This is a genomic window from Chelatococcus sp. YT9, from assembly GCF_018398315.1.
GTDB lineage: Bacteria > Pseudomonadota > Alphaproteobacteria > Rhizobiales > Beijerinckiaceae > Chelatococcus.
Map to the genome: position 1 here is coordinate 3,141,487 of NZ_JAHBRW010000001.1, position 21,123 is coordinate 3,162,609.

General features: G+C 63.2%; 20 protein-coding genes. 13 read left to right on the forward strand and 7 right to left on the reverse strand.

Annotated elements, in window-relative coordinates; genetic code table 11:
- The first annotated feature begins 301 nt into the window (after positions 1 to 301).
- Positions 302 to 2,359 carry a hypothetical protein gene (locus KIO76_RS14365; RefSeq protein ID WP_213325375.1) on the forward strand — a complete coding sequence of 686 codons (2,058 nt, stop codon included), beginning with the start codon at positions 302 to 304 and terminating at the stop codon, positions 2,357 to 2,359.
- Here the strand turns inward: KIO76_RS14365 and KIO76_RS14370 are convergent.
- On the reverse strand, positions 2,302 to 4,452 hold the full coding sequence (locus KIO76_RS14370) for a S9 family peptidase (protein ID WP_213323904.1): 2,151 nt from the start codon (positions 4,450 to 4,452) through the stop codon (positions 2,302 to 2,304). The genes KIO76_RS14365 and KIO76_RS14370 overlap by 58 nt on opposite strands.
- A gap of 580 nt (positions 4,453 to 5,032) precedes the next feature.
- Here KIO76_RS14370 and KIO76_RS14375 point away from each other — a divergent pair.
- Entirely contained in the window at positions 5,033 to 5,461 is a 429-nt protein-coding gene (locus KIO76_RS14375; protein ID WP_213325269.1) for a Ros/MucR family transcriptional regulator, read from the forward strand.
- Between the two features lie 368 nt (positions 5,462 to 5,829).
- The gene (locus KIO76_RS14380; RefSeq protein ID WP_213323905.1) at positions 5,830 to 6,681 is read left to right on the forward strand and encodes a DUF6456 domain-containing protein; all 852 of its coding nucleotides are present in this window, start codon (positions 5,830 to 5,832) and stop codon (positions 6,679 to 6,681) included.
- 46 nt (positions 6,682 to 6,727) lie between these two features.
- Here KIO76_RS14380 and KIO76_RS14385 read toward each other — a convergent pair whose 3' ends face one another.
- Complete coding sequence (locus KIO76_RS14385) at positions 6,728 to 7,165, reverse strand: SufE family protein (protein ID WP_213323906.1); 438 nt, start codon at positions 7,163 to 7,165, stop codon at positions 6,728 to 6,730.
- Between the two features lie 201 nt (positions 7,166 to 7,366).
- Positions 7,367 to 7,687 (reverse strand): hypothetical protein, encoded by a 321-nt coding sequence (locus KIO76_RS14390; RefSeq protein ID WP_213323907.1) that lies wholly within the window; start codon positions 7,685 to 7,687, stop codon positions 7,367 to 7,369.
- Between the two features lie 176 nt (positions 7,688 to 7,863).
- Between KIO76_RS14390 and KIO76_RS14395 the strand changes: the two genes are divergently transcribed.
- From KIO76_RS14395 to KIO76_RS14405, 3 genes are read left to right on the forward strand one after another with little or no spacing between them, the layout of a single operon-like run.
- A complete protein-coding gene (locus KIO76_RS14395; RefSeq protein ID WP_213323908.1) occupies positions 7,864 to 9,714 on the forward strand; it encodes a PAS domain-containing sensor histidine kinase in 1,851 nt (616 codons plus the stop codon).
- A complete protein-coding gene (locus KIO76_RS31370; RefSeq protein ID WP_213323909.1) occupies positions 9,707 to 10,492 on the forward strand; it encodes a peptidoglycan-binding domain-containing protein in 786 nt (261 codons plus the stop codon). The genes KIO76_RS14395 and KIO76_RS31370 overlap by 8 nt, the downstream gene beginning before the upstream one ends.
- Before the next feature lie 20 nt (positions 10,493 to 10,512).
- Positions 10,513 to 10,854 (forward strand): DUF1491 family protein, encoded by a 342-nt coding sequence (locus tag KIO76_RS14405; RefSeq protein ID WP_213323910.1) that lies wholly within the window; start codon positions 10,513 to 10,515, stop codon positions 10,852 to 10,854.
- A gap of 628 nt (positions 10,855 to 11,482) precedes the next feature.
- Here the strand turns inward: KIO76_RS14405 and KIO76_RS14410 are convergent.
- From KIO76_RS14410 to KIO76_RS14420, 3 genes are all read right to left on the reverse strand, one after another.
- The gene (locus tag KIO76_RS14410; protein ID WP_213323911.1) at positions 11,483 to 12,052 is read right to left on the reverse strand and encodes a DUF1254 domain-containing protein; all 570 of its coding nucleotides are present in this window, start codon (positions 12,050 to 12,052) and stop codon (positions 11,483 to 11,485) included.
- Positions 12,052 to 12,627 carry a DUF1214 domain-containing protein gene (locus KIO76_RS14415; protein WP_213323912.1) on the reverse strand — a complete coding sequence of 192 codons (576 nt, stop codon included), beginning with the start codon at positions 12,625 to 12,627 and terminating at the stop codon, positions 12,052 to 12,054. Before KIO76_RS14415 ends, KIO76_RS14410 begins: the two co-directional genes overlap by 1 nt.
- Positions 12,628 to 12,837: 210 nt before the next feature.
- Positions 12,838 to 14,976 (reverse strand): transglycosylase domain-containing protein, encoded by a 2,139-nt coding sequence (locus KIO76_RS14420; protein ID WP_291977268.1) that lies wholly within the window; start codon positions 14,974 to 14,976, stop codon positions 12,838 to 12,840.
- Between the two features lie 280 nt (positions 14,977 to 15,256).
- On the opposite strand from KIO76_RS14420, the gene KIO76_RS14425 reads away from it, so the two are divergent.
- A complete protein-coding gene (locus tag KIO76_RS14425; protein ID WP_213323914.1) occupies positions 15,257 to 15,802 on the forward strand; it encodes a YcgN family cysteine cluster protein in 546 nt (181 codons plus the stop codon).
- A gap of 88 nt (positions 15,803 to 15,890) precedes the next feature.
- On the opposite strand, the gene KIO76_RS14430 is transcribed toward KIO76_RS14425, so the two are convergent.
- Positions 15,891 to 16,565: a L,D-transpeptidase gene (locus tag KIO76_RS14430; protein WP_213323915.1), complete on the reverse strand. Its 675-nt coding sequence runs from the start codon at positions 16,563 to 16,565 to the stop codon at positions 15,891 to 15,893.
- 777 nt (positions 16,566 to 17,342) lie between these two features.
- On the opposite strand from KIO76_RS14430, the gene KIO76_RS14435 reads away from it, so the two are divergent.
- The 6 genes from KIO76_RS14435 to KIO76_RS14460 are packed head-to-tail and all read left to right on the forward strand — an operon-like array spanning position 17,343 to position 21,111.
- Entirely contained in the window at positions 17,343 to 17,606 is a 264-nt protein-coding gene (locus tag KIO76_RS14435) for a hypothetical protein (RefSeq protein WP_213323916.1), read from the forward strand.
- On the forward strand, positions 17,578 to 18,870 hold the full coding sequence (locus tag KIO76_RS14440) for a terminase large subunit domain-containing protein (RefSeq protein WP_213325270.1): 1,293 nt from the start codon (positions 17,578 to 17,580) through the stop codon (positions 18,868 to 18,870). The genes KIO76_RS14435 and KIO76_RS14440 overlap by 29 nt, the downstream gene beginning before the upstream one ends.
- 48 nt (positions 18,871 to 18,918) lie before the next feature.
- Positions 18,919 to 20,115 (forward strand): phage portal protein, encoded by a 1,197-nt coding sequence (locus KIO76_RS14445; RefSeq protein ID WP_213323917.1) that lies wholly within the window; start codon positions 18,919 to 18,921, stop codon positions 20,113 to 20,115.
- A gap of 17 nt (positions 20,116 to 20,132) precedes the next feature.
- Entirely contained in the window at positions 20,133 to 20,363 is a 231-nt protein-coding gene (locus KIO76_RS14450) for a hypothetical protein (protein WP_213323918.1), read from the forward strand.
- Positions 20,360 to 20,527 (forward strand): hypothetical protein, encoded by a 168-nt coding sequence (locus tag KIO76_RS14455; RefSeq protein ID WP_213323919.1) that lies wholly within the window; start codon positions 20,360 to 20,362, stop codon positions 20,525 to 20,527. Before KIO76_RS14450 ends, KIO76_RS14455 begins: the two co-directional genes overlap by 4 nt.
- On the forward strand, positions 20,524 to 21,111 hold the full coding sequence (locus tag KIO76_RS14460) for an HK97 family phage prohead protease (RefSeq protein ID WP_213323920.1): 588 nt from the start codon (positions 20,524 to 20,526) through the stop codon (positions 21,109 to 21,111). The genes KIO76_RS14455 and KIO76_RS14460 overlap by 4 nt, the downstream gene beginning before the upstream one ends.
- Positions 21,112 to 21,123: the final 12 nt, after the last annotated feature.

Below are 21,123 nucleotides of genomic sequence, written 5' to 3' on the forward strand. Positions count from 1 at the left end.
GAGTTCCTGTCTCCACCGGGATTGCATGTCTATCCCAAACGGTCAGGCATGCGCCAATTGTTCCACGGATGATCAGCAAAACCATCAGGCTTTGTTCGCCCCGTCAGATTTAGGCATTTCCCAGCTTCATCGGTGAAATCATCCACAGATTCTTTGAGGATGACCCGACCATTTCTTAATTATGATCCCACGGGCTCGGCGGCAAGCGTTGCCTGATTGAATGCCGGGAGTTGGCAGCGCGGGCCGAAAACTCTAATCTAACGGGCACTTGTGTGGGTCAGATAAGGAAAGTCGTTAGCCGATGGTCGTGATTTGCTTGCTGGTAGGCTGCTTAATGGTGGCCGGCGGCGTCACCGCGGTGACGACCGGGATGGGATTTATCGTTCTCGAGCGCGGCTGGTCGATGGTCATCGCCGGTAGCGTCGTCGCTACTGGCGGTGCGCTCCTGATAGGGATCGCGCTCCTCATCCGCGAGATCCGTAGGCTTCCCATGCACCTGGCGACTTACGACCAGCCCGAAGAATGGGAAGAGGCGCAGCAGCACGCCCACCATGTCGATGGCGCGTCCCATCAAGAGCATGGCGCCGGTTACCAAAGCGTTAATGAACCCCGGACAGAAGCCTTGCATCACGACATCCGGCAAGCACCTGCTGCCGGACGACGCGAGGAGGGCCGGGAGCTGCCGTCGCCTGAGCGCGCGTATCCCGAAGCCGTGTCGCCGCCGCCGGTTTCCGACACGGTGCCCGCCGCCGTCCGCGGCTCGATTGCCGGTGCAGCTGCCACCGCCGCGCTGGCGACAGCGGCCCCGGTTGTCGTCGCTGCCGCCACACGCAAAGCCGATGCGTCCTCCGATGCCTTGGCCGACGACGTTGCTGATGAGGCTGTATCCGTTTCCGAGGTGCAAAGCTCCACCGCTTCCGGCGCTGATCGCGCGGGACTGGACCGGGCGCTTGCGTCGGTCGAGGAAGCCTTCGCGGCGAGCTTTGATTTCGCACCAGGCTCTGCCGGAAAGCCAATAGATGCCACCGGCGAGCACGGAGGGGCGGCGGAAGCGCAGTCCAAAGAGGATGTCGAGTCCTCACGTGAGGACCTGGGCAGGCGCGAGCCGGCCGTCGATCAGGATCCCCTTTTCCAGGATCTCACGGCCGAGAAGGCCCCGCCGGTTGAGCCGGAGCCGGTTGCGAGCGCGCCGGAAGCTTCGCGGCCATCGCTTCCCTCGTGGTTCTCGCCGTCGCGCTTTACGCGCGCTGCGCCGCAGGAACCGCCTGCGCCAGAACAGGTGTCGGAGCCCGTTTCAGAGGTTGCATCAGCCCGTGTGGAAGACGCGACCAACGCCGACCAAAGCCCGGCTGGGCCCGCTGGTCACGAGGGATCTGACCTCGCTGCGCCCGAACGGCCAACCTTCCCCGACCTCGCCGTCGCGCGCGATGCTGAGCCCGCTGGGAACGATGCCGTCCCGGCGCCTCACGTAGGATTGCCGGGTTCGATCCCTGCGGAGAAGACGCCGGAGCAAACGGCTGCCGAGCGGAAAGCGCGTTGGTCCCTGTTCCGCAGGCGCAGTGAAGTGGCCACGAGCTCCGAGACGGATGCGGAACGCGCTGCCCGGATAGCAGCCGCGGCTCTGGCGGTGACCCCAAACCGCGCGTTCTCCAGCGAGGAGCCTCGTCTCGACGTGCCCGCGCCGGTGGTCGAGGATGCCGAAGCCCGTCCGGCAGAGGAAGATGTTCGCGAGGACGGTGCCAGCACGCGCGAGGCGCCATGGCGCGGAATGACGCCGGTCAATGAGGAACGCGCCTATCTGCAGGTGGATCGTCCCTCAGCGGCCGAAGAAGACAGGCTTCCCTCCGACACCGCCGCGCCGCTTGTGGACGACGAGCGAGAGATGGTCCGCCCGGCTGCCGCGGTGGCTGACGACGATGAATTCTTCAGCGGCGGCGGCCGGCAGCGCGAAGAGGACAGTGCTTCCCTCGCAGAGGGGGAAGCTCCGTCTGGTCATGAGCCCTCATCGCCGCAGCCCGTCGAGGCCGAGATATCCGAGCATGAAGCTGCCGGCGCCGAAGACTTGACGGTGGAAGACGAGCCGGCCTCGTCGGATTTCGTGCCCGACCCCGTGCCGACCGTGGTGGGAACTTACAGCGCGGGCGGCAATCTTTACGTCATGTTCTCCGATGGGTCCATCGAGGCAGAGACGAGCCGCGGCACCTATCGCTTCCGCTCGCTCGATGAACTCAAAGCCTATGTGGCGGCGAGCGAGGAGGGGGGGGAAAGTGCCGAGGCGAGCGCCCACGCTGATGACGATCGTCAGGAGGCGGAGGCCGAGACCAACGTTCCCTGGACGACTCCGAGGGCGAACGCGTAGACGAGAGCGATCTCGTCAAGCCGATCGAAACGGCCGGCCGCACCACCGTGGCCGGCCTCCATGTTGGTGCGCAGCAGGAATGGGCCACCGCCGGTTGCCGTAGCACGGACCTTCGCGACCCATTTCGCCGGCTCCCAATAGGTAACCCGCGGATCCGACAAGCCACCGAGCGCCAGGATCGCTGGATAGCGCTGCGGCCTCACCTGATCATAGGGCGAGTACGCTCGGATACGCGCGAACGCGGCTTGGTCTGTGATGGGGTTGCCCCATTCCGGCCATTCCGGCGGCGTGAGCGGCAGATCGCCGTCTAGCATCGTATTCAGCACATCGACGAAGGGCACTTCCGCCAAGATCCCGGCGAAGAGTTCAGGCGCGTCATTGGCAACAGCGCCCATCAGCATTCCGCCCGCGCTGCCGCCGTGAGCGGCGATCCGCCCGGCGGCTGTATAGCCGGCAGAGATGAGGTGGCGGGCAGCCGCGATGAAATCCGAAAAGGTGTTCGGCTTCTTGTCGCGCTTGCCGTCGAGATACCAGTGCCAGCCTTTCTCGTTGCCGCCTCGCACATGGGCAATGGCATAGACAAAGCCGCGGTCCACCAGGGAGAGATTGTTGGCGCTGAAGCCGGCAGACAGCGCGTGGCCGTAGGCCCCGTAGCCGTAGAGCAGGCAAGGGGCGCTGCCGTCGATTGGGGTTTCGCGGCGGTGGAGAATGGAGACGGGTATCAATTCGCCGTCGGCCGCGGTGGCGAAGAGGCGGCGCGTGACATAGGCGGCGGGATCATGGCCGGATGGGATGGTCTGGCGCTTCCTCAGCACACGCTCATGCGTCGCCATGTCGTAATCATAGGTTTCGTTGGGCGTCGTCATCGAGGAGTAGACGAAGCGCAACTGATTGGTCTCGAATTCCAGGACCTCACCGAGAGAGAGCCGATAGGCTTCTTCCGGGATGCTGATGGCATGCTCCTCACCCGTAGCCAGCGTGCGAATGACGATGCGTGGCAGCGCATTCTCGCGTTCAAGCCGAACCAGGTATTGCTGAAGGACGAGCTGGGCCAACACGAAGATGCCCCGGCGATGGGGCACCGTATCTCGCCAATGCGCGCGCTCAGGGCTCGCCAGGGGAGCGGTGACGATCTTGAAGTCCTCTGCGCCATCGGCATTCGTCAGGATGAACAGCGCCTCACCGTGGTGTTCTACCTCATAGCGAAGATTGTCCTCGCGAGCGGCCACGAGGCGGGGCTGCGGCGTGTCTTCATGGAGATCGAGGAGGTGGGCTTCAGAGGTCTCGTGGTCGCTGACAGAGATGATGGCGAAGCGTCGCGATTGTGTCTGTGTGAGATTGATGAACCAAGCGGGGTCGTTGCTTCTGAAGATCAGCGTATCGTCTGCTGCCGGCGTTCCGAGACGATGCAACAGCACCTCGCAAGGGCGATGGTTATCGTCGAGCCGAACATAGTAGAACGCCGTTCCGTCGGCAGCCCAGACAACATCATCGGAGGCCTTCTCTATCCGGTCGTCGAGATCGCACCCGGACGCGATATCGCGTACGCGGATCACGTTGAACTCCGCGCCGGTGTCGTCGGCGCACCAGGCGAGGCGGCCGTGATCGGGTGACTGGACAGCCTCGGCGAGATCGAAGAAGGCTTTGCCCTGCGCGAGCGCGTCACCATCGAGCAGGATATCCGTGTCGTCCGCGGGCGGGGCTCCGAATGCCGGGCCGATATCCATCGTCGACGCCGAAGCCCGGCAGATCAGGGGGTGTTGCCCCCCTTCGCGATACCGCGTGTAGTAATAGAACGGGCCATCGCGAGCCGGGACACTCGCGTCGTCTTCGCGGATACGTCCGCGCATCTCAGCAACCAGGATCTTGCGCAGGTCGGCGAGGGGAGAAAGGACGGCATCCGCGAATGCATTCTCTGCCTCCAGATGGGTGCGGATGTGGGCAGGCAACGTGGAAGGATCTGCGAGGACTTCCCGCCAGTTATCGGCTTTCAGCCAAGCGTAGTCGTCACGGAGCGTCACGCCATGGACGATGGTCTCATGGGGGCTGGTGGGAGCAACCGGCGGCTCGGCGAGGGGCTGGTTCTGCTTCATATGAGCCTCCTTGGAGCTCCGGCGTTCGCGCCTCTCCGCTCCGTGCGCTGACGAGGCCACCTTACTAGAACATGGTGCAGAGGCCTGTGAAGCCGTATTTGCCAGGGTCGATTCGGCTCGAGGCGTCCGTCGCCCGGAGAGCACGGAAAGGGCGATTGCAATTCCTCGTCGCATTCCGCTTCTCCCATCCAGCGCAACTTTTCATTCCAAATATGTACCGGGGAACTGCGCTCGTGGGGGATCGAAAATGCCCCACAGCACCAGGCGCAAAGCGCTCGTTGTGCAGCAGTACTGTCATCGACAGGTAATGATTGGATCGATTTCCTGATCAATGGGGTAGGTTCAATAAAATAAGATGCCTCATTGTTGCGAAGTATATCTTTATACATAGTGTGTCTGATCGATAAGATACAAGGCAATTGTTTTTCTTTTATTGATTATCAAAGTATTATCCAATATTTACTTTCTGCAGGGATGTGGCGCTTGGGCGCGTTGCTTTTGTCGTGGGGTTCGTCTGCGGAGGCGTGAAACGTTACTGCGCGCGGGCGCTATTGAATGGGGAAAAGGAAAGCAAGCTGTGATAAACGACGCCGAGACTAATACGAACTACGTTGAACTCACCGCTGATATCGTGTCGGCCTATGTCAGCAATAATACTGTCGGGCCGAGTGACGTGGCTGCGATGATCGGTGAGGTGCACGCCGCACTGGCGCGTGTCACCAGCGGCCCGATCGAGGAGCCGGTGGAGGCGCCGAAGCCGGCGATCTCCATCAAGAAGTCTATTACGCCGGATTACCTCATTTGCCTTGAGGACGGAAAGAAGTTCAAGTCTCTCAAGCGGCACCTGCGTACGCAGTATGATATCACGCCGGAGCAATACCGCGAGAAATGGGGTCTGCCATCTGACTATCCCATGGTCGCCCCCAACTATGCCAAGGCACGCTCGCAGCTTGCCAAGGATATGGGTCTTGGCCAGCAAAGGCGGAAACGGCGCGGCGGTCGCGGTTGAGCTGCTGAGGCCCTTCAGAACAGAGCGACGTAGCCAACCTCATGTGGAATTCGGTGATCGTCTAGACCATGTGAACTCCGAGAAGGCCGAGAAAAGGGCCGTTTTGAAGATAGGGCTGAGCCTGCTCAGCCCTGTTTCGTGCCCCAGCGGTAACAAGACGGGCACCGCCTCGCCCGCATGCCTGCATACGACGGGCGAATTGAGCGCGTCACTCCCGCGTCGGCCTTCCAGGCCGGCGTTTTTTGTTGCAATTTCGAAAATAGGAATATATTCATATTATATCACGCCGATCGACTTCCGACGGGCCTTCACCGGGCCAGATAGGAAGCGATAACTAGAACATATCATGAACATTGCCGAGGTGCACGATGCGAAATGATGATCGAGCAAATGGAAGCGGGCAGCTCTCCGCAGCGGCGGTGCGCCTCCTGACCCATATTGCGGCTCGCGGAGCAAGCGCCCGTCAACTCACGGAAATGCCCGATGACATCAACCTTTTTGTCGAGCGCAAGGGCGTGACACTGGGTGCGGGACGTTTGCCTCTCGCTGCGGCGGGCATGCTCGTCGCGCATGATCTCGCGATATGGGAAGGGACCGGTCCAAGGCGCGTATTGGTGATCACGTCAGCGGGCGTCGCACACTTGCGCAGGCGGTCAGCCGAGCCGGAGGAGCGCTTTGCGAGTCAGCACCTCAACACCGCAGAAAGGACGCTGGAGGTGGCGGGCGTGCGACGAAAGGTGCGCGTCGACGAAGGGGAGAGTCCGCTTGCCTGGCTCAGGGCTCGCCACGATCGTAACGGTCGACCTTTTGTCGATGCAGTCTGTTTCGAGGCAGGCGAGCGGCTGCGCGCGGACCTGACCATTGCTCAGCTCCTGCCCAAGGTCACGATGCGTTGGACGGCAGGGCCAGTGGGTCAAGGGGGGCAAGGCCCCGCCGCGGCGACGGATGCAATGATCGCCGCCCGGCAACGCGCCCGGCGTGCGCTTCAGGCTGTCGGCTCTGATTTCGCTGGCCTTCTCATGGATGTCTGCGGCTTCCTGAAGGGGCTTGAAACGGTTGAGCGCGAGCGGGGCTGGCCGCCGCGCTCGGGCAAGGTGATCCTGCAACTAGCCCTGCGGCGATTGGCAGAGGCTTATGGGTTGTCCGCCGAGGCAAAAGGAAGCGCTGCGGCCAGTGGTATTCGCTGGTGGCATGCGCCGGTCGATCGCATGGAAGCCTGAACGTTGCATTGAGCCCTCGCAGGCGGCCACGGTCAGCTTGTCTTGCTCACGTTGCCGCTTCGGCAAGGGCAGTTCGTGCGTCGGTTTTAATGCGCTCGACCATCGATCGCAGGCCGTTCGAGCGCTGCGGGGTCAGATGGTCACCAAGCCCAAGCTTGTTGAATAGCGCGAGCGCATCCGTTCCGACAATCTCGCGGGCGGTGTGGCCGGAGAAGATGGCAAAAGTCAGCCCGACCAACCCTCGGACGATATGCGCGTCGCTGTCGCCACGGAAACTCACCACCGGCTCGTCGTCGGCATTGCGGGTGATCTGCGTCTCGAGCCAAACCTGGCTGGCGCAGCCTCGAACCTTGTTGGCCTCGGAGCGGGCGCCATCCGGCAGCGGCTCCAGCATCCGCCCCAGCTCGATGAGGTAGCGGTAACGATCATCCCAATCGTCGAGGAACTCGAAATTGTCGAGTATCTCGTCGAGCGGCGGCTGCATGAAACTATCCTTGGTTCGGGCTTTTGCTTCGATGTCTTGGCAGGCCGGTGTTGACCCGCTCCGTCAAGGTTCAGAGGTGATATGGGCCCTCCACATGCAAAGGGCCAGAGCATTTTCGTCTGTCAACGCGACGGACATCCATTTCTCGGGCCCACGAGAGCGGAAAGGGAAGGAAGATGCCAGACAGGCCGGAAGGGAGAGTTATTTCTGCCGAGCTCCGGTTGCGCCGCCGGCCGGTGTGGCGATCAGCGCATCGATCAGGTGTCGGCGCGTCTCCGCATCGAGTGAATTCAGGAGACGCGTGGCTTGCTCGGCGGCGGTGATGAGATCGCGGGCGTTATCCGCTGGGGATAGAGGGCGCGTTGTTCCCGGACCCGTCTTGCCAACACTGCCGGTGATGGCGCTGCGGGATTGGGCCGCGGCTGGGGGAGTGGCGTGATGCTGTTCCTCCGCGCGGTCGTGAACGGGCGAGAACCAGTAGATCGCCGCGATGCAGATGGCGCAGCGCCATAGCAAACTCATGGAACATCGCTCACATCACGTCTCCCCGACGGCAAAATGGCCGTCTCACGCAGGCCTCTCGGCGTTGCCGCACTGTCGGGGTAAGATGCAAAGCGTTTCTTAGCGTTCGTTTAAGCCGCAACTGCCATTGTGTGGGCTCAATGGAAAGGGGCGCGCCTATCGAGCGTGTGACGACCGTGACCGCTTTGATCTCTGGATTGTCGTTGCGTCAACGCCTGGCGAACTTGATTCACCCCTCGGTCGGGGAGGATGAAGATGAACGCGCGCGTCACGAGCATTTCATCGTAACACGCCTGATCGTTGCTTTCGTTGCCCTGACGGCGCTACCGCTCTATCTCGCGGTTTTCGGCGTGCCGTCGCTCGCGCAGCTCCTCGTGCTCATTCTCCTCGCTGCCCCGATCGGCGCCGTCGTGCTGCTGTCGCAGACCGGCCGGCTCGATGTTGCCTACGGTCTGTCGTCGGCATCCTTCGCGCTGCTCGTCCTAGTGCTCGCGACCGCTTCCGGAGGCACGACCTCGCCCGCGCTGATCTGCCTCGTGGCCCTGCCGGTGGAGGCGCTTCTGTCAGGCTCGACACGCCTGGTGCTGGCGTCGAGCTTCATGGGTGTCGCCGCCGCCTTTACCGTCGCGATCCTTCAGGCGCTCGGCTTCGTGCAAGCCGGTGGTGTGCAGCCGGGGCTCATGATGCCGCTCTGCGCGTCGGCGGCGATCGGCTATGTGGCGACGCAGGCGCTCGCAGCCTGCCGCCGAGAGGCCAAGGACCGTGCCGTTATCGCCCAGCACGACGCACGCGATCAGGTGGTTCTGGAGACGATAGGCGATCTCGTCACATGGCATGATCGCAGCGGCTCGGTGGTTTTCGTCAGCTCGGCCGCCGAAATCCTGACCGGCCTTCCGGCGCAGCGGCTTTATGGGCGCGGCCTGTTCGATCTCGTCCACATCGCTGACCGCCCCGGCTTCATCAAGACGCTGACTGATGCCGTTTTCACCACAGGGCCCTTGAACACGCAGTTCCGGCTCAACGTGGCTTCCTCCGACCCGGAGACAGGCCCGGCCGCGAGCAGCTTCATCTGGGTAGAGATGACCGTCAAACGCGCCCAGAATGCTGCGGGCGAACTTCTGGACGATACCTATGCTGTCGTTGCGGTGACGCGCGACATCACCCCCCTCAAACAGCATGAGGCTGAACTCGACGAGGCTCTGAGCCAAGCCGAAAGCGCCAATGAGGCCAAAAGCCGCTTCCTGGCGACCGTCAGCCATGAATTGCGCACGCCCCTCAATGCCATCATTGGTTTTTCCGAGATCCTAGCGAGCCCCGCACTATCACCGCACGATCAGGCGCGGCAGCGTGAGTATGCAATGATCGTGCAGAACTCGGGCCGCCATCTCCTGGAAATGGTGAACATGCTGCTCGACATGTCGCGGATCGAGGCGGGCAATTTCGAGGTTGAATTCGAGCCCTTCGATGTGAGCGCCTTGCTCAATGATTGTTGCGATCTCATGCAGCTCAAGGCCAAGGATGCCGAGATCGTCCTCCGCCGTCAGTTCGAGCGTAACGACCATGTGCTGGTAGCCGACCAGCGCGCTTGCCGGCAAATTGTGCTCAACCTCATTGCGAATGCGGTGAAATTCACGCCGCCGGGCGGAGAAGTTCGTGTGAGTGCAAAGGTCGAGGGCGAGCGTTTCGTTCTCAGTGTCGCGGATACCGGGATCGGCATCGCGGAAGAGGATATTCCAAGGCTCGGCTCTCCGTTCTTCCAGGCGCGCTCGTCTTACGACCGGCCTTATGAAGGAACCGGGCTGGGCCTATCGGTCGTTAATGGGCTCATATCGCTGCACCATGGCACAATCGATATCGCGAGCACCGCCGGCAAGGGCACAACAGTGACCGTGTCGCTGCCTCAGGATTGCCGCACCGGTGTCGTGGCCCGGCCAACGCGCCAGCGACTGGACATAGGGCTGCCAATGCCCTGGGCTAATCGTCGCAAAGACGACCATGAAAAAGAGGCTGTGAAGCGTCGTGCGTGAAGTTCTAGCTCGTTCCGATCACGATTTCAGGATCTACGACAGCGCTCCGGAAAAGCCGCGAGCGCGCACACGCGGCCAAACGACTGCCCAAGCTCGCAGTGCGCGCGGGAAGGGGGCGAAGACATCGACGTCCCGCTCGATCGCGGGCGCTATCGCGAGCGGGGTCCGCCCTATCGCTATTCTGAAGATAATCGCCATCCCGCTTGTCCGACGGCCCGCGACGGCCCTAACCACCCTTCTGATGACGAGTTGCGCGGTTTTCATCGTGGTCAATGCGGTTGCGCTGCAACCTGGCCAGCATCCGGCGCCGCTGTTCGGTTCCGACCGTGGCCGCGCGGTGTCGGAGACAACTCAACGGCCAGCTGAATCCCCGACCCCGGCGACGGTGCCGGTTCCGCCGCAGCGAGTCGCTGTGCCCACGGCGCCGGCTGCCGTCCAGCCACCAAACCGCCCGGAGCGAGTGCCGCCGGCACCGCGCGAGACGACCGCTGCGTTGCCGCCCGCGCGGCCGGACGCTATCGGCGATTTCATCCGCGGTGGTTTGCCAGCCACCACGGGCACGATCAATGCAACGCCGCAGGCCTCGCTCGTGCTGCTCAATGCGCAGAAGGCCCTGCTCAAGCTGGGCTACGTCATCAAGCCTGATGGATTGATGGGGCCGGCTACGCAGAAGGCGATCGAGATCTTCGAGAAGGACCATGGCTTGGCCGTCACAGGCGAACTCGGCGCGCGGACGCTGGAGGCCCTTGCCGCGGCTAGCGGCATGCCGGTTGAATAAGGGGGACCGGGACATTCGCCATGCGGCTGAGGACTGATTTCTGGGTGCCTGCCTATATCAGGCGCTGTTCAGTAGAGGGCGCTTATGCCGTTTTGCGCCGGCGCGGTGCCGCCGAGGCCGGAGCGGTTTTCATCAAGGTTGATCCGCTGGATGGCACCTGCGCGCTCTACGGGCCAGCACCGCAGAGCCTGACAGGCGATCAGCCGGAAGAGCGCTTTTTCCTCCAGGTCCCGCTGGGCGACCCAAGCCCGCTTGCGGCGGAAGAAAAGCTTCAGCGTGAGATCACTTTCGATCCGGATTTATGGATCGTCGAGGTGGAGGATCGAGAGGGGCGCCATTTCCTCAACCTGGCCAAGGAGTGATGACGCCTTTCAAAGGTTGGATGAAAGATTGCGCGCTCTGCTGGAATATTGACGCAGGCCGCGCGTCCGTCTCGTCGAATGGTTAGCGGAACATGAATCGATCGCGGTGAGAAGGTCCCACCCCGGCCGGCGGCCTCTATTGCGCCGGCTGGACGTGCTATAGTTGCGGGCGAAATTCTCGCATCCCGCAAATTCATGGCCGGGGTGCAATTTCTGATTGTGTTTTTGCAGAGCAAGTCACCTCCATTTAAGGAACATTTAACCACGCCGTACGATTCCTAATGAGGATGGACGCAACCCGGTTCGGGACGCTGTACGGAGGCCGCGATGGACCAAATTGCCGGTACTCAGTTAGGGCAGGTTGTTCAGTTGGCGGATCAAGCCGCATTCAAGTCTCGGATGCGCCGTCCGACGGTCCGATCGGACAAGCCTGCCGAGCTCCTGCTTTTCATGGGCGTTCACTATGAGCGGCATGAGACGCCATCGCGGAAGCTGCCGCGGCGCGGCAAGAGGCAAGCACCGCAGCGTGACAAGAATGTCTGCTGACGTGCGGGCCTACGCGACAGATCTGACCGCCACCGCGATGTTTGCAATCCATCAATCGTCTTAGGTTTTCCAGGATTTATCCTTACGACCGAGGGTTTGGCGGCTGCGGCGCACAGAGCAGGCTTTCCGCAGTTTTCTTCGCCTCCGGCATTTCGGTCGGGAAAGCAGCGAGAACGCGGATCACGACGAGCCCGGTGTTCTCCGTCGTCACGAGGCGCAGGGTGTTGGTTGCCGTCGCGTCTTCGCTATCCGCGACAAACTCGTCGAAATAAGCTTGAGACATGAGCGTGAGCTTCACCTGACCTCGGGTCGCGGCCTGGTCGGTGATGGCATAGAGCACTTGGCCTCCACGCGCGTGAACGGATAGGGACGCGAAGCTCGCCTCAAGCTTGGCCGAGGCAATGATGGGGCCTTTGCTGAGGTCGAACGAGCACGCTGCCACCGCCACAGCCGGATCTGGCTGGGGGAAGGGCGGATGCTTCGCAGGGTTGGGGAAAAGAAGGTCGCTCGCGCCGTCGTCCGTGCCAAAGCGAGCGTACGCATTATGCTCTGCCAGATAAGGGATCGCAAAGATCGTCAGGATATGGACCGCTGCGCCGAGAATAAGACCGGCGACCAAGGTCAGCGTGAATGAACCGAGGATGCGCCCCATTAGCACGCCGTCCGCTTCAGTGTCGGAAGGCCGATGCTGCTGATGGCTCCGGACGTCGGAGACAAGGCCGTGTCGTAAAGGCGAAGGACCGCTGAAAATGCCCGCGTTGCCGGCAAAGGAAGCCAGTCGCCGGGCGTCGCTTCGCGTGAAAGATTGATGTTGATGGTGCCATCGGCAGAAAGTGTCAGCTCACGAGAGGTGAACCCGTCCCGCTGCAGGGCATTGGGCGACAGCTCGCCGTTCGCATCATAGATCGTTACTGTCCAGGCGCGTGCCCGCGGCGAGGGACCCGACAACGTGTAGCGACAGGTACTGTCGAGGGGACGGCCGGCTTCGTCCGTGCTCGCGGTGAATACATAGCCTTCTCCCGACGCAAGCGGAATCCGGGCCGAACGCGCCAGATTGGCGAGCGCATAGGGATCGATCGTCACTGAGCCGAGCTCCGGCCACGTCACCCATTGACCGGATTTGACAGCACCGAATGCCGGATCCCCCTTCACGGCGAAATAGGCCGAGCCGAGGCCGGTGGCGGCGCCAATGGCGAAGATCAGGGGCAGGGCGATGAATGAGCGCACGGCAACGGCGGGTCAGGATCGAGCGAATCGAGGGTGGAGGAGCACAAGGCATCCGCAATCATCAAGCGGCGGCGGGGTTGCAGCGTCAACCCCGGCTCGTCCGGGGGCACCCTGCAATCCCTGCATGCTGATAGGCTGCTGGAGTACGGCGCAAATGAGATGATGCAATAGGTTCACCACGGTGCCGTGAGAAGCATCGTTTCTTGAGTATCAGGGCATGGCGACGGGCGGCGTGGCCGAGCCGAAAACGTTCGGTGTGGCTGGCACGCGCGCTCCCGCTGCCTGTCGGCGCGGCGGGGGGCCGGCGGCCTTGATGAGATCGGTCACGCTGTTCAAAGCCTCATAGGAACGGCGTGACAGCGTCATGGGTCCGCCACGTCCGCTTTCGCTGGCGGCGGGCGCGTTGGCGGCAACCGGCTTCTCCCCGGCGCCGGGTTTCACATCGATTCCCAGAAGGGGTTTCTGGTCCGTGCCGACCAGGATCGGCGCCATCGTGTCGTGCCAGATCTGGGCGGGCAGAACGCCGCCGGTCAGGTTGCGGGTGGAGGTGTAGTCATCATTGCCGAGCCAGACGCTCGCGACGAGGTTGCCCGTGAAGCCGACGAACCAGGCGTCGCGGTAGGCATTGGTCGTGCCGGTCTTGCCTGCGACAACGATCCCGGGAAGGCGTGCGCGGCCGCCTGTGCCGCCTTCGACAACGCGCTGCAGCATGACATTCATGTCCGCGATCACCGATGGGGCGATGATCTGCTGTGGCGGCGCCTCGCTGTCGTGACGCCAGATGATCTCGCCGCGCCCGTTCCGGACTTCGATCGCGCTATAGGGTTTCGCCCTTTTCCCGCCATTGGCGAAGACTGCGTAGCCCGATGCCATGTCGAGAACGGTCACAACACCGGCACCGATCGGCAGGGAGGGCGTATCTTCGAGATTGGTGGTAAGCCCCATGCGGTGGCTCATCTCGATGATTTTGGCGCGACCGACCCTGGCGTTGCCCTTGCCGAGCGCCAGCGACATTCGGACGGGAATCGTGTTGATCGACTTCGCAAGAGCGGTAATCAGCGGCATCGACCCGCCGTAAGAGCGGCCATAGTTGTTCGGGCACCAGTTGCCGATGCAGACCGGAGCGTCGGTGACGATTGTGTTGGGTTTATAGAGGCCCGCTTCCAGCGCCGCGGTGTAGACGAAGGGCTTGTAGGAGGAGCCGGGCTGCCGAAGAGCGTTTGTCGCCCGGTTGAACTGACTCGCGCCGTAATCGCGGCCGCCGACCATGGCGCGTACATTGCCGTCTGGCTCAAGCACAGCCATCGCGCCCTGGCTCGCATTGAAGCGCTTGCCATCCCGGCGCAGGTTCTCCTCCAGCGCACTCTCGGCGCTGTGCTGAACAAAGATGTCGAGACCCGTCTTGACCGTAAGAACGCGTTCCTCGCCGAACTTGCCCTCGTCCGCGAGCCGTTTGACCTCTTCGAAGGCCCAGTCGAGGTAATAGTCCGGGCTGACCTCGCGGCGACGGTCGATCGGCGTTGCGGGGTTGCGGCGGGCCATCTCGGCCTGTCCCTCGCTCAGCACATTCGCCGCGACCATGTTGCTCAGCACGTCCGCAGCGCGGGCACGGGCGGCGGGCAGATTGACGTGGGGAGCAAACTTCGAGGGCGCCTTGAACAGGCCGGCGAGCATCGCGGCTTCCGGAAGCGTCAGATCCTTGACCGATTTGCCGAAGTAGAATTCGGTCGCGGCGACCACACCGAAGGTGCTGCCGCCCATGTAGGCGCGATCCAGATAAAGCTTCAGGATCTCGTTTTTCGTCAGGCGCGATTCCAGCCACAGCGCGAGGAAGGCTTCCTTGACCTTGCGCTCCAGCGATCGCTCGTTGTTGAGAAAGAGGTTCTTCGCAAGCTGCTGCGTGATCGAAGAACCGCCCTGCACCACGCCCTCAGCGCGGGCATTGGCGGAGGCGGCGCGCAGCGTGCCGATGACGTCAATGCCGAAATGGTCATAGAAGCGCCGGTCCTCGGTCGCGAGAACGGCCTTTATGAAGACGTCGGGGATGTCCTGGATAGCCAGCGTATCATCATGGAGGATGCCGCGCTTGCCGATCTCGTTGCCGTAGCGGTCCAGGAAGGTGACCGCCAGCTCCGGCCGCTTCAGCCAGTCCTCGCTCGTCTCCCGGAAGGCGGGAATGGCGAGGGCGAGCATCAGGATACCACCGGCAAGCCCAAGCGTCAGGCCTTCACAGGCGAGCTCATTGGCAATACGGGCAAAGCCACGAACGCGCAGCCTGTCGGAATAGGCGCAGATCCGTAACCACACCTCATTGAAGTCTCGGCTGGCATCGTAGAGGCTCGAATCCACCTTAGAGTCGAAGGCCAGGGCCCGACGCTTAAGGCGCTTCCAAAACGAGGCTCCACCGAACGATAGCACGCCAACCCGCCTTAATGTTTGCTATTACCGATACATAAGATGGATACGATAGCGCTTATCAACACCATGCACGACGCAAAAGACGGCCATATTGACGCGATAAGTGCTGCTTTATCGGGCTGCACTTCCACGCGCCGCCGGGATCCGTTATGCGACGCATACCTTTCGCATCCCTTGCATCATTTGTGTGTCTGACAAGGTATTATGGTAAATGGCCGCCGCCGAATTCAAAGATAAGATCTGCGGTAAAGAGTCGATAAATGCGGAGCCGCGTGACTCGGCGGAGTTACCGTTCTGGAAGACGAAAACGCTGGCCCAGATGGATGAGACCGAGTGGGAGTCGTTGTGCGACGGTTGCGGCCGCTGCTGCCTCGTCAAGCTTGAGGATGAGGACACAGGTACCATTCATTTCACGGACATCGCTTGCCGTCTTCTCGATACCGACAGCTGCCGTTGCCGCGATTATCCAAATCGCCAGGCCTACGTGCATGACTGCATCCGCCTGACCGTCGAGGAGGTCGGGCGGCTGTCATGGCTGCCTCCGACCTGCGCCTACCGTCTCGTACGCGAGGGCGTGGATCTCTACTGGTGGCATCCGCTCGTTTCGGGAGACCCGGAAACCGTTCACATGGCAGGCGTATCGCTGCGCGGGCGGTCCGTGACGAGCGAGGAGGACCTGCCGGAGGAAGACTTTCCGGATCGGATCGTCAGCTGGCCGAACAAGGTACCCAAACGTGCGCGCCGGCGCTCCGACTGACCCCGGGATTGCTCCAGAGCATTGGAGCGATCCCGGTGCCTTCGAGATCATGGTGACGCTTATGCTGGTGACGTCGGCGTGACCGCTGTCAGCCCTGCGCCATCAGATCGGGATCGCTGCGGAGCACGAGGACCTTGGTGCCCGTGGGAACCCGCGAATAGAGGTCGATGATATCCTGGTTGATCAGCCGGATGCAGCCCGACGACACGGCCTGGCCAATCGTCCAAGGCTCGTTGGTGCCGTGGATGCGGTACAGAGTATCGCGATCGCCCTGATAAAGATAAAGCGCGCGCGCGCCGAGCGGGTTTTCCGGACCGCCGGGCATGCCTCCGGCATACTGGCGCAGTTCCGGCTGGCGCTTGATCATCTGCGCGGGAGGTGTCCAAGTCGGCCATTGCGCCTTGCGCCGCACCTGGGCGTTGCCGCTCCAACCGAAGCCCTCGCGCCCGACCCCAATGCCATAGCGCATGGCGCGGCCGTTCGGTCGCACGAGGTAGAGGAAACGATCGTTCGGATCCACCACGATGGTTCCCGGCTGCTGGGTCGTATCATAGGCGACTTCCCGCCGCAGGAATTCCGGATCGATTTCCGACAAGTCGACAGCAGGAACAGGAAAGCGCTCGTTATCGATAGCGGCGTACATCCGCTCGAAGGATCGATCATAGGCAGGCCCGACTTCCACCGGAACCGGCGGGCGTGAAACGCATCCACCCAAAGCCACGAGCCCGCCGCCCATCAACATACGCCGTGTCAAACCAACCATAATTGACCTCTGCCGGGGAAAATCTTGGAGCCGCGTAGAAAACGGCCCCTGATACATTGAGAACTAAGGCCAAAAGTTCCTTGAACGTGACCGTACTGGGGCAAATACCGCTCACGGCTCGGTGAAGTGTGTTGTTTGGCAACAGGTGTGACCTAAACAACGCAGTTTTGGCCCGCAATGTGACCAGGATAGCGCGTTATTCCTAGAATAGGAAAATTATCCTTGACAGCGAGCCGCTGGTGAGGTAGGGTTCAGCCATGCTCAAGAATTACGCCTGAGCCCGACTCATTGGTGGGGTCGCGCCGGTCGGCTTATCAAAGGGGAGCGGTGCGGCGCCGTTGGCAGCGGTGCCGCCGCCGCTCTGGAGCGGAAAACCTTCAATTCCCTGGTCTGACGCAATTCCGGAAGCAGCTTCGTCTGCTCTTGGGAGTTGGTCAGCGTTGACAGGACAATTTCATGGCCTCTCCATCTGCGGACGACGTGGCGGACATGCGCCGCCGCCGCGCTGAAGGCGCTTCCATTGCCGGGATTATGGCCGCCACCGGGTGGGGCCGGACTGCGGTGCGAAATGCCCTTTCAACTCCATCCGACAGGCCGGCCGCCTCGGCGTGCGCAAAGACTTCGGCTTCAGCAAAAACCCCTCGCAGTGCAAAGACGAAGGCGAAGTCTGTGGCGGGAGGCAGGCCGCCGCCGTCCGCGGCGCCTCCAGGCGCTAAAAGCAAGAAACCCAAAAGGGGATCTCTCGTCGCACGCCTCTGGCGCACCGCGGAAGCGCAGGTGCGGGAAGTAGAGAGACGTCTGGCCGACGGCAAGACGGAGCCCGGCGAGCGCGAGAAAGATGCTCGCACCCTGGCCATCGTGGTGAAGACGCTGCGCGATCTCCTCGCCCTTGAGGCAGACGAACACACTGTCGAAGCGACAGCACCAGAAGAGGAGGGCGGCGATGTCCGGGATCTCGACGATTTCCGACGCGAGCTTGCGGAGCGCATTGATCGACTGCGCCGCGCGCGGGATGCTGACGCCGCTGCTGGCGAGCTGTGATGCCCGGCTTCTTGACTGGCTGATGCACTACTGGCCTCTCTTTGCCCGTCCCGATCAGCTGCCACCCCCTTTGAGCGCGATCCAAGACGACTGGACCGTCTGGCTGGTGCTTGGCGGACGCGGCGCGGGCAAGACGAGAACCGGCGCGGAATGGGTACGGGGAATGGCGCTTGGACACCCGTCCTTTGCGTCGGCCCCGGTCAGGCGGATCGCTCTCGTCGGTGAGACAGCGGCCGATGTTCGCGATGTGATGATCGAGGGCGTTTCCGGTCTTCTCGCCATTCACCCTAAACATGAACGGCCCACCTGGACGCCGACGCGGCGTCGGCTGGAGTGGCCGAACGGCGCAGTTGCACAGGCCTTCTCCGCCGAAGATCCCGAACAGCTACGAGGGCCGCAGTTTGAGGCGGCCTGGGTCGACGAACTCTGCAAATGGCGTTACGCGCAGGAGACTTGGGACATGCTGCAATTTGGGTTGCGCCTGGGCACGCGTCCCCGGCAGGTGGTGACGACGACGCCGCGCCCGATCCCCCTCTTGAAGAAGCTGATGGTGGAGCCGCGCACAGTGCTGTCGCGGGCAGCCACCCGCGCCAATGCCTTTCATCTGGCTCCGGCTTTTCTCGATACGATCGTCGGCCGCTACGCCGGCACGCGTCTCGGCCGGCAGGAACTCGACGGCGAAATCGTCGAGGAGCGCGCCGACGCCTTATGGAACCGCGAAGCGATCGAATCTGTACGCGCCGACAAGGCCCCCCCGCTGACGCGTCTCGTCGTGGCCGTCGATCCGCCTGCGTCATCGGGCCGAAGGGCTGATGCCTGCGGCATCGTCGCGGCCGGCATCGATACCGGAGGCCAGGTCTTCGTGCTGGAGGATGCGACGTGCGAACGGGCGCGTCCCGCCGAGTGGGCCGAGATCGCGGTCGCACTCTATCGCCGGCTGGAAGCCGATGCGCTCGTGGCAGAGGTCAACCAGGGCGGCGAGATGGTGGCCGCCGTCATCCGGGAGGTCGACCCCGCGGTGCCCGTCACGACGGTGCGCGCGACGCGCGGGAAATATTTGCGTGCCGAGCCGGTCGCAGCCCTCTACGAGCAGGGGCGGGTGCGGCATGTGGGTATGCTCCCGGCGCTCGAAGACGAGATGGCCGACTTCGGCCCCGGTGGCCTCTCCTCCGGGCGCTCGCCCGATCGCCTGGATGCCCTGGTCTGGGCTGTAACGGCGCTTGCCTTGACGGGGCGGGGGGAGCCGCGCGTGCGCCGCCTCTGATCACGCCGTTCCGTATTCGCAGGACGGCCCTACCGGAAAGCTCAGTTCATGTCGAACTTCCTCACCCGCCTCATCGGGCGCGCGGTGAACGCGCCGCCACGCCCGGAAGGCATTTTGTCACCCGAGGCCAAAGCCTCACGGACAGGGCCCCTGATCGCGCTTTACCAAATGGGCAAGCCGGTCTGGACGCCGCGCGATTATGGAGCGCTGGCGCGCGAGGGCTTCCAGCGCAACGCGGTCGTTCATCGCTGCGTCCGGCTGATCGCCGAAGCCGCCGGCTCCGTGCCTTGGCTTGCCTATGACGGCCGCCGGGAACTCGATGATCATCCGCTGCTCAAGCTTCTCGCCCGGCCCAACCCACGCGAGGCTGGAGCCGCCTTTCTCGAGGCCGTCTACGGCCATCTCCTGGTGGCCGGCAATGCCTATCTCGAAGTGGTCACTCTGGACGGCGAGCCGCGCGAGCTATTCGCACTGCGGCCGGACCGCATGCGCGTCGTGCCGGGCGGCGATGGTTGGCCGGAAGCCTATGACTACACCATCGGCGGCGGCACGGTGCGCTTCCGCCAGGACGAGCGCCTGCCGCCCATCCTGCATCTCGCCCTGTTCAACCCGGTCGATGACCACTATGGGCTGTCGCCCATGGAGGCGGCAGCGACCGCGCTCGACATCCACAACGCGACGGGCGCCTGGAACAAGGCGCTGCTCGACAATGCGGCGCGACCGTCCGGCGCGCTGGTGTATGCCGGCCCGCAGGGCACCAATCTCACCGATCAGCAGTTCGAGCGGCTGAAGGCCGAGCTCGACGAGCAGTTCCAAGGTGCGGCCAATGCCGGCCGTCCCCTGCTGCTCGATGGCGGGCTCGACTGGAAGCAGCTGTCGCTCTCGCCGAAGGACATGGATTTCATTGAGGCGAAGGCAGCTGCAGCGCGCGAGATCGCGCTGGCCTTCGGCGTGCCGCCGCTGATGCTGGGCCTGCCCGGCGACAATACCTACGCGAATTTCGCCGAGGCCAACCGCGCCTTCTGGCGGCAGGCGGTCATCCCGCTCGTCAAGCGCACGGCCCAGAGCATCGCTCAATGGCTTGGACCAGCCTATGAGCCCGGGTTGACGCTCGTCCCGGATGTCGATGGCATCGAGGCGCTGTCCAGCGAGCGCGAAGCCCTGTGGCGGCGCATTGCTGATGCCGATTTCCTCGATCGCGACGAGAAGCGGGAGGCAACCGGCTATGGCCCGAGCCCAGGCTGAATCGTCGGAGGCCTGTCATGGCCACTATCACAGAGATTTTTATCGCGCGGGGCGATCTCGCGCATCTCGCCCTCTTTCTCTGGGCGAGCGGCGCCTCGACCCTGCTCGTGCTCATCCTGCGCGAGCTCAGCGCCGCGAACCGGCGCTTCGACGTTTTCGTCGGCGAGCTCGCCCGCTTCAACCTTCGCCACGCGGCCCATTCGCCGATCGAGCCGCTCCCTGATCCCAGCAAGGAGACAAAAGCATGAATGCTGCACCCGCGCGGCAGGCCCGGCCTGCACAGCGCCGCCCCCGCCAGCCCCATAAGCCGGACGAAGCCATCGCGACGTTCTTGCGCATCCTGGAGCAATTGGAGGCGGGCGCCGCCGGGCTGGCCAGCGGCCGCCGGCAGCCGGCCCGAGCCGGCCGGTGAAGCCGGAACCACGCGCCGCACCCACAGTAAAGCTCATCCCGACGGCTACAGCGCCCGGTCTGTTCGAAGGCTACGCCAGCTTGTTCGGCGTGCCCGACCTCGGCCGTGATGTCGTGGAGCGCGGTGCCTTCCGTGCAAGTCTGGAGCGGCGCGGCATCCAGGGTATCAAGCTCCTGTGGCAGCACAATCCCGGGGAGCCGATCGGCCGCTGGCTCGCGCTCGCGGAGGATGCGCGCGGATTGAAGGTGCGGGGACAGCTCAATCTCGCTGTGGCGCGCGCCCGCGAAATCTATGCACTGATGCGGGATGGCGCCGTGGATGGGCTTTCCATCGGCTATCGCACGGAACGTGCCCGTACCGATCCGCGCGATGGCCTGCGCCATATCGCCCGGCTCGATCTCTGGGAAATCTCGCTCGTCACCTTCCCGATGCTGCCCGGAGCGCGTGTCGGCAGCGTCAAGCGTGACCTGTTGCGAGAGCGTTTGCCGCATCCCTTGCCGATCCCAGGGCGGCCCGCGGGGGATCTCGCCGCTGTCATCCGCGCAGCCGCTGGGCGGCTGTCCGCCTCTCTCTCTGATCCATGAAGGAACGATTGT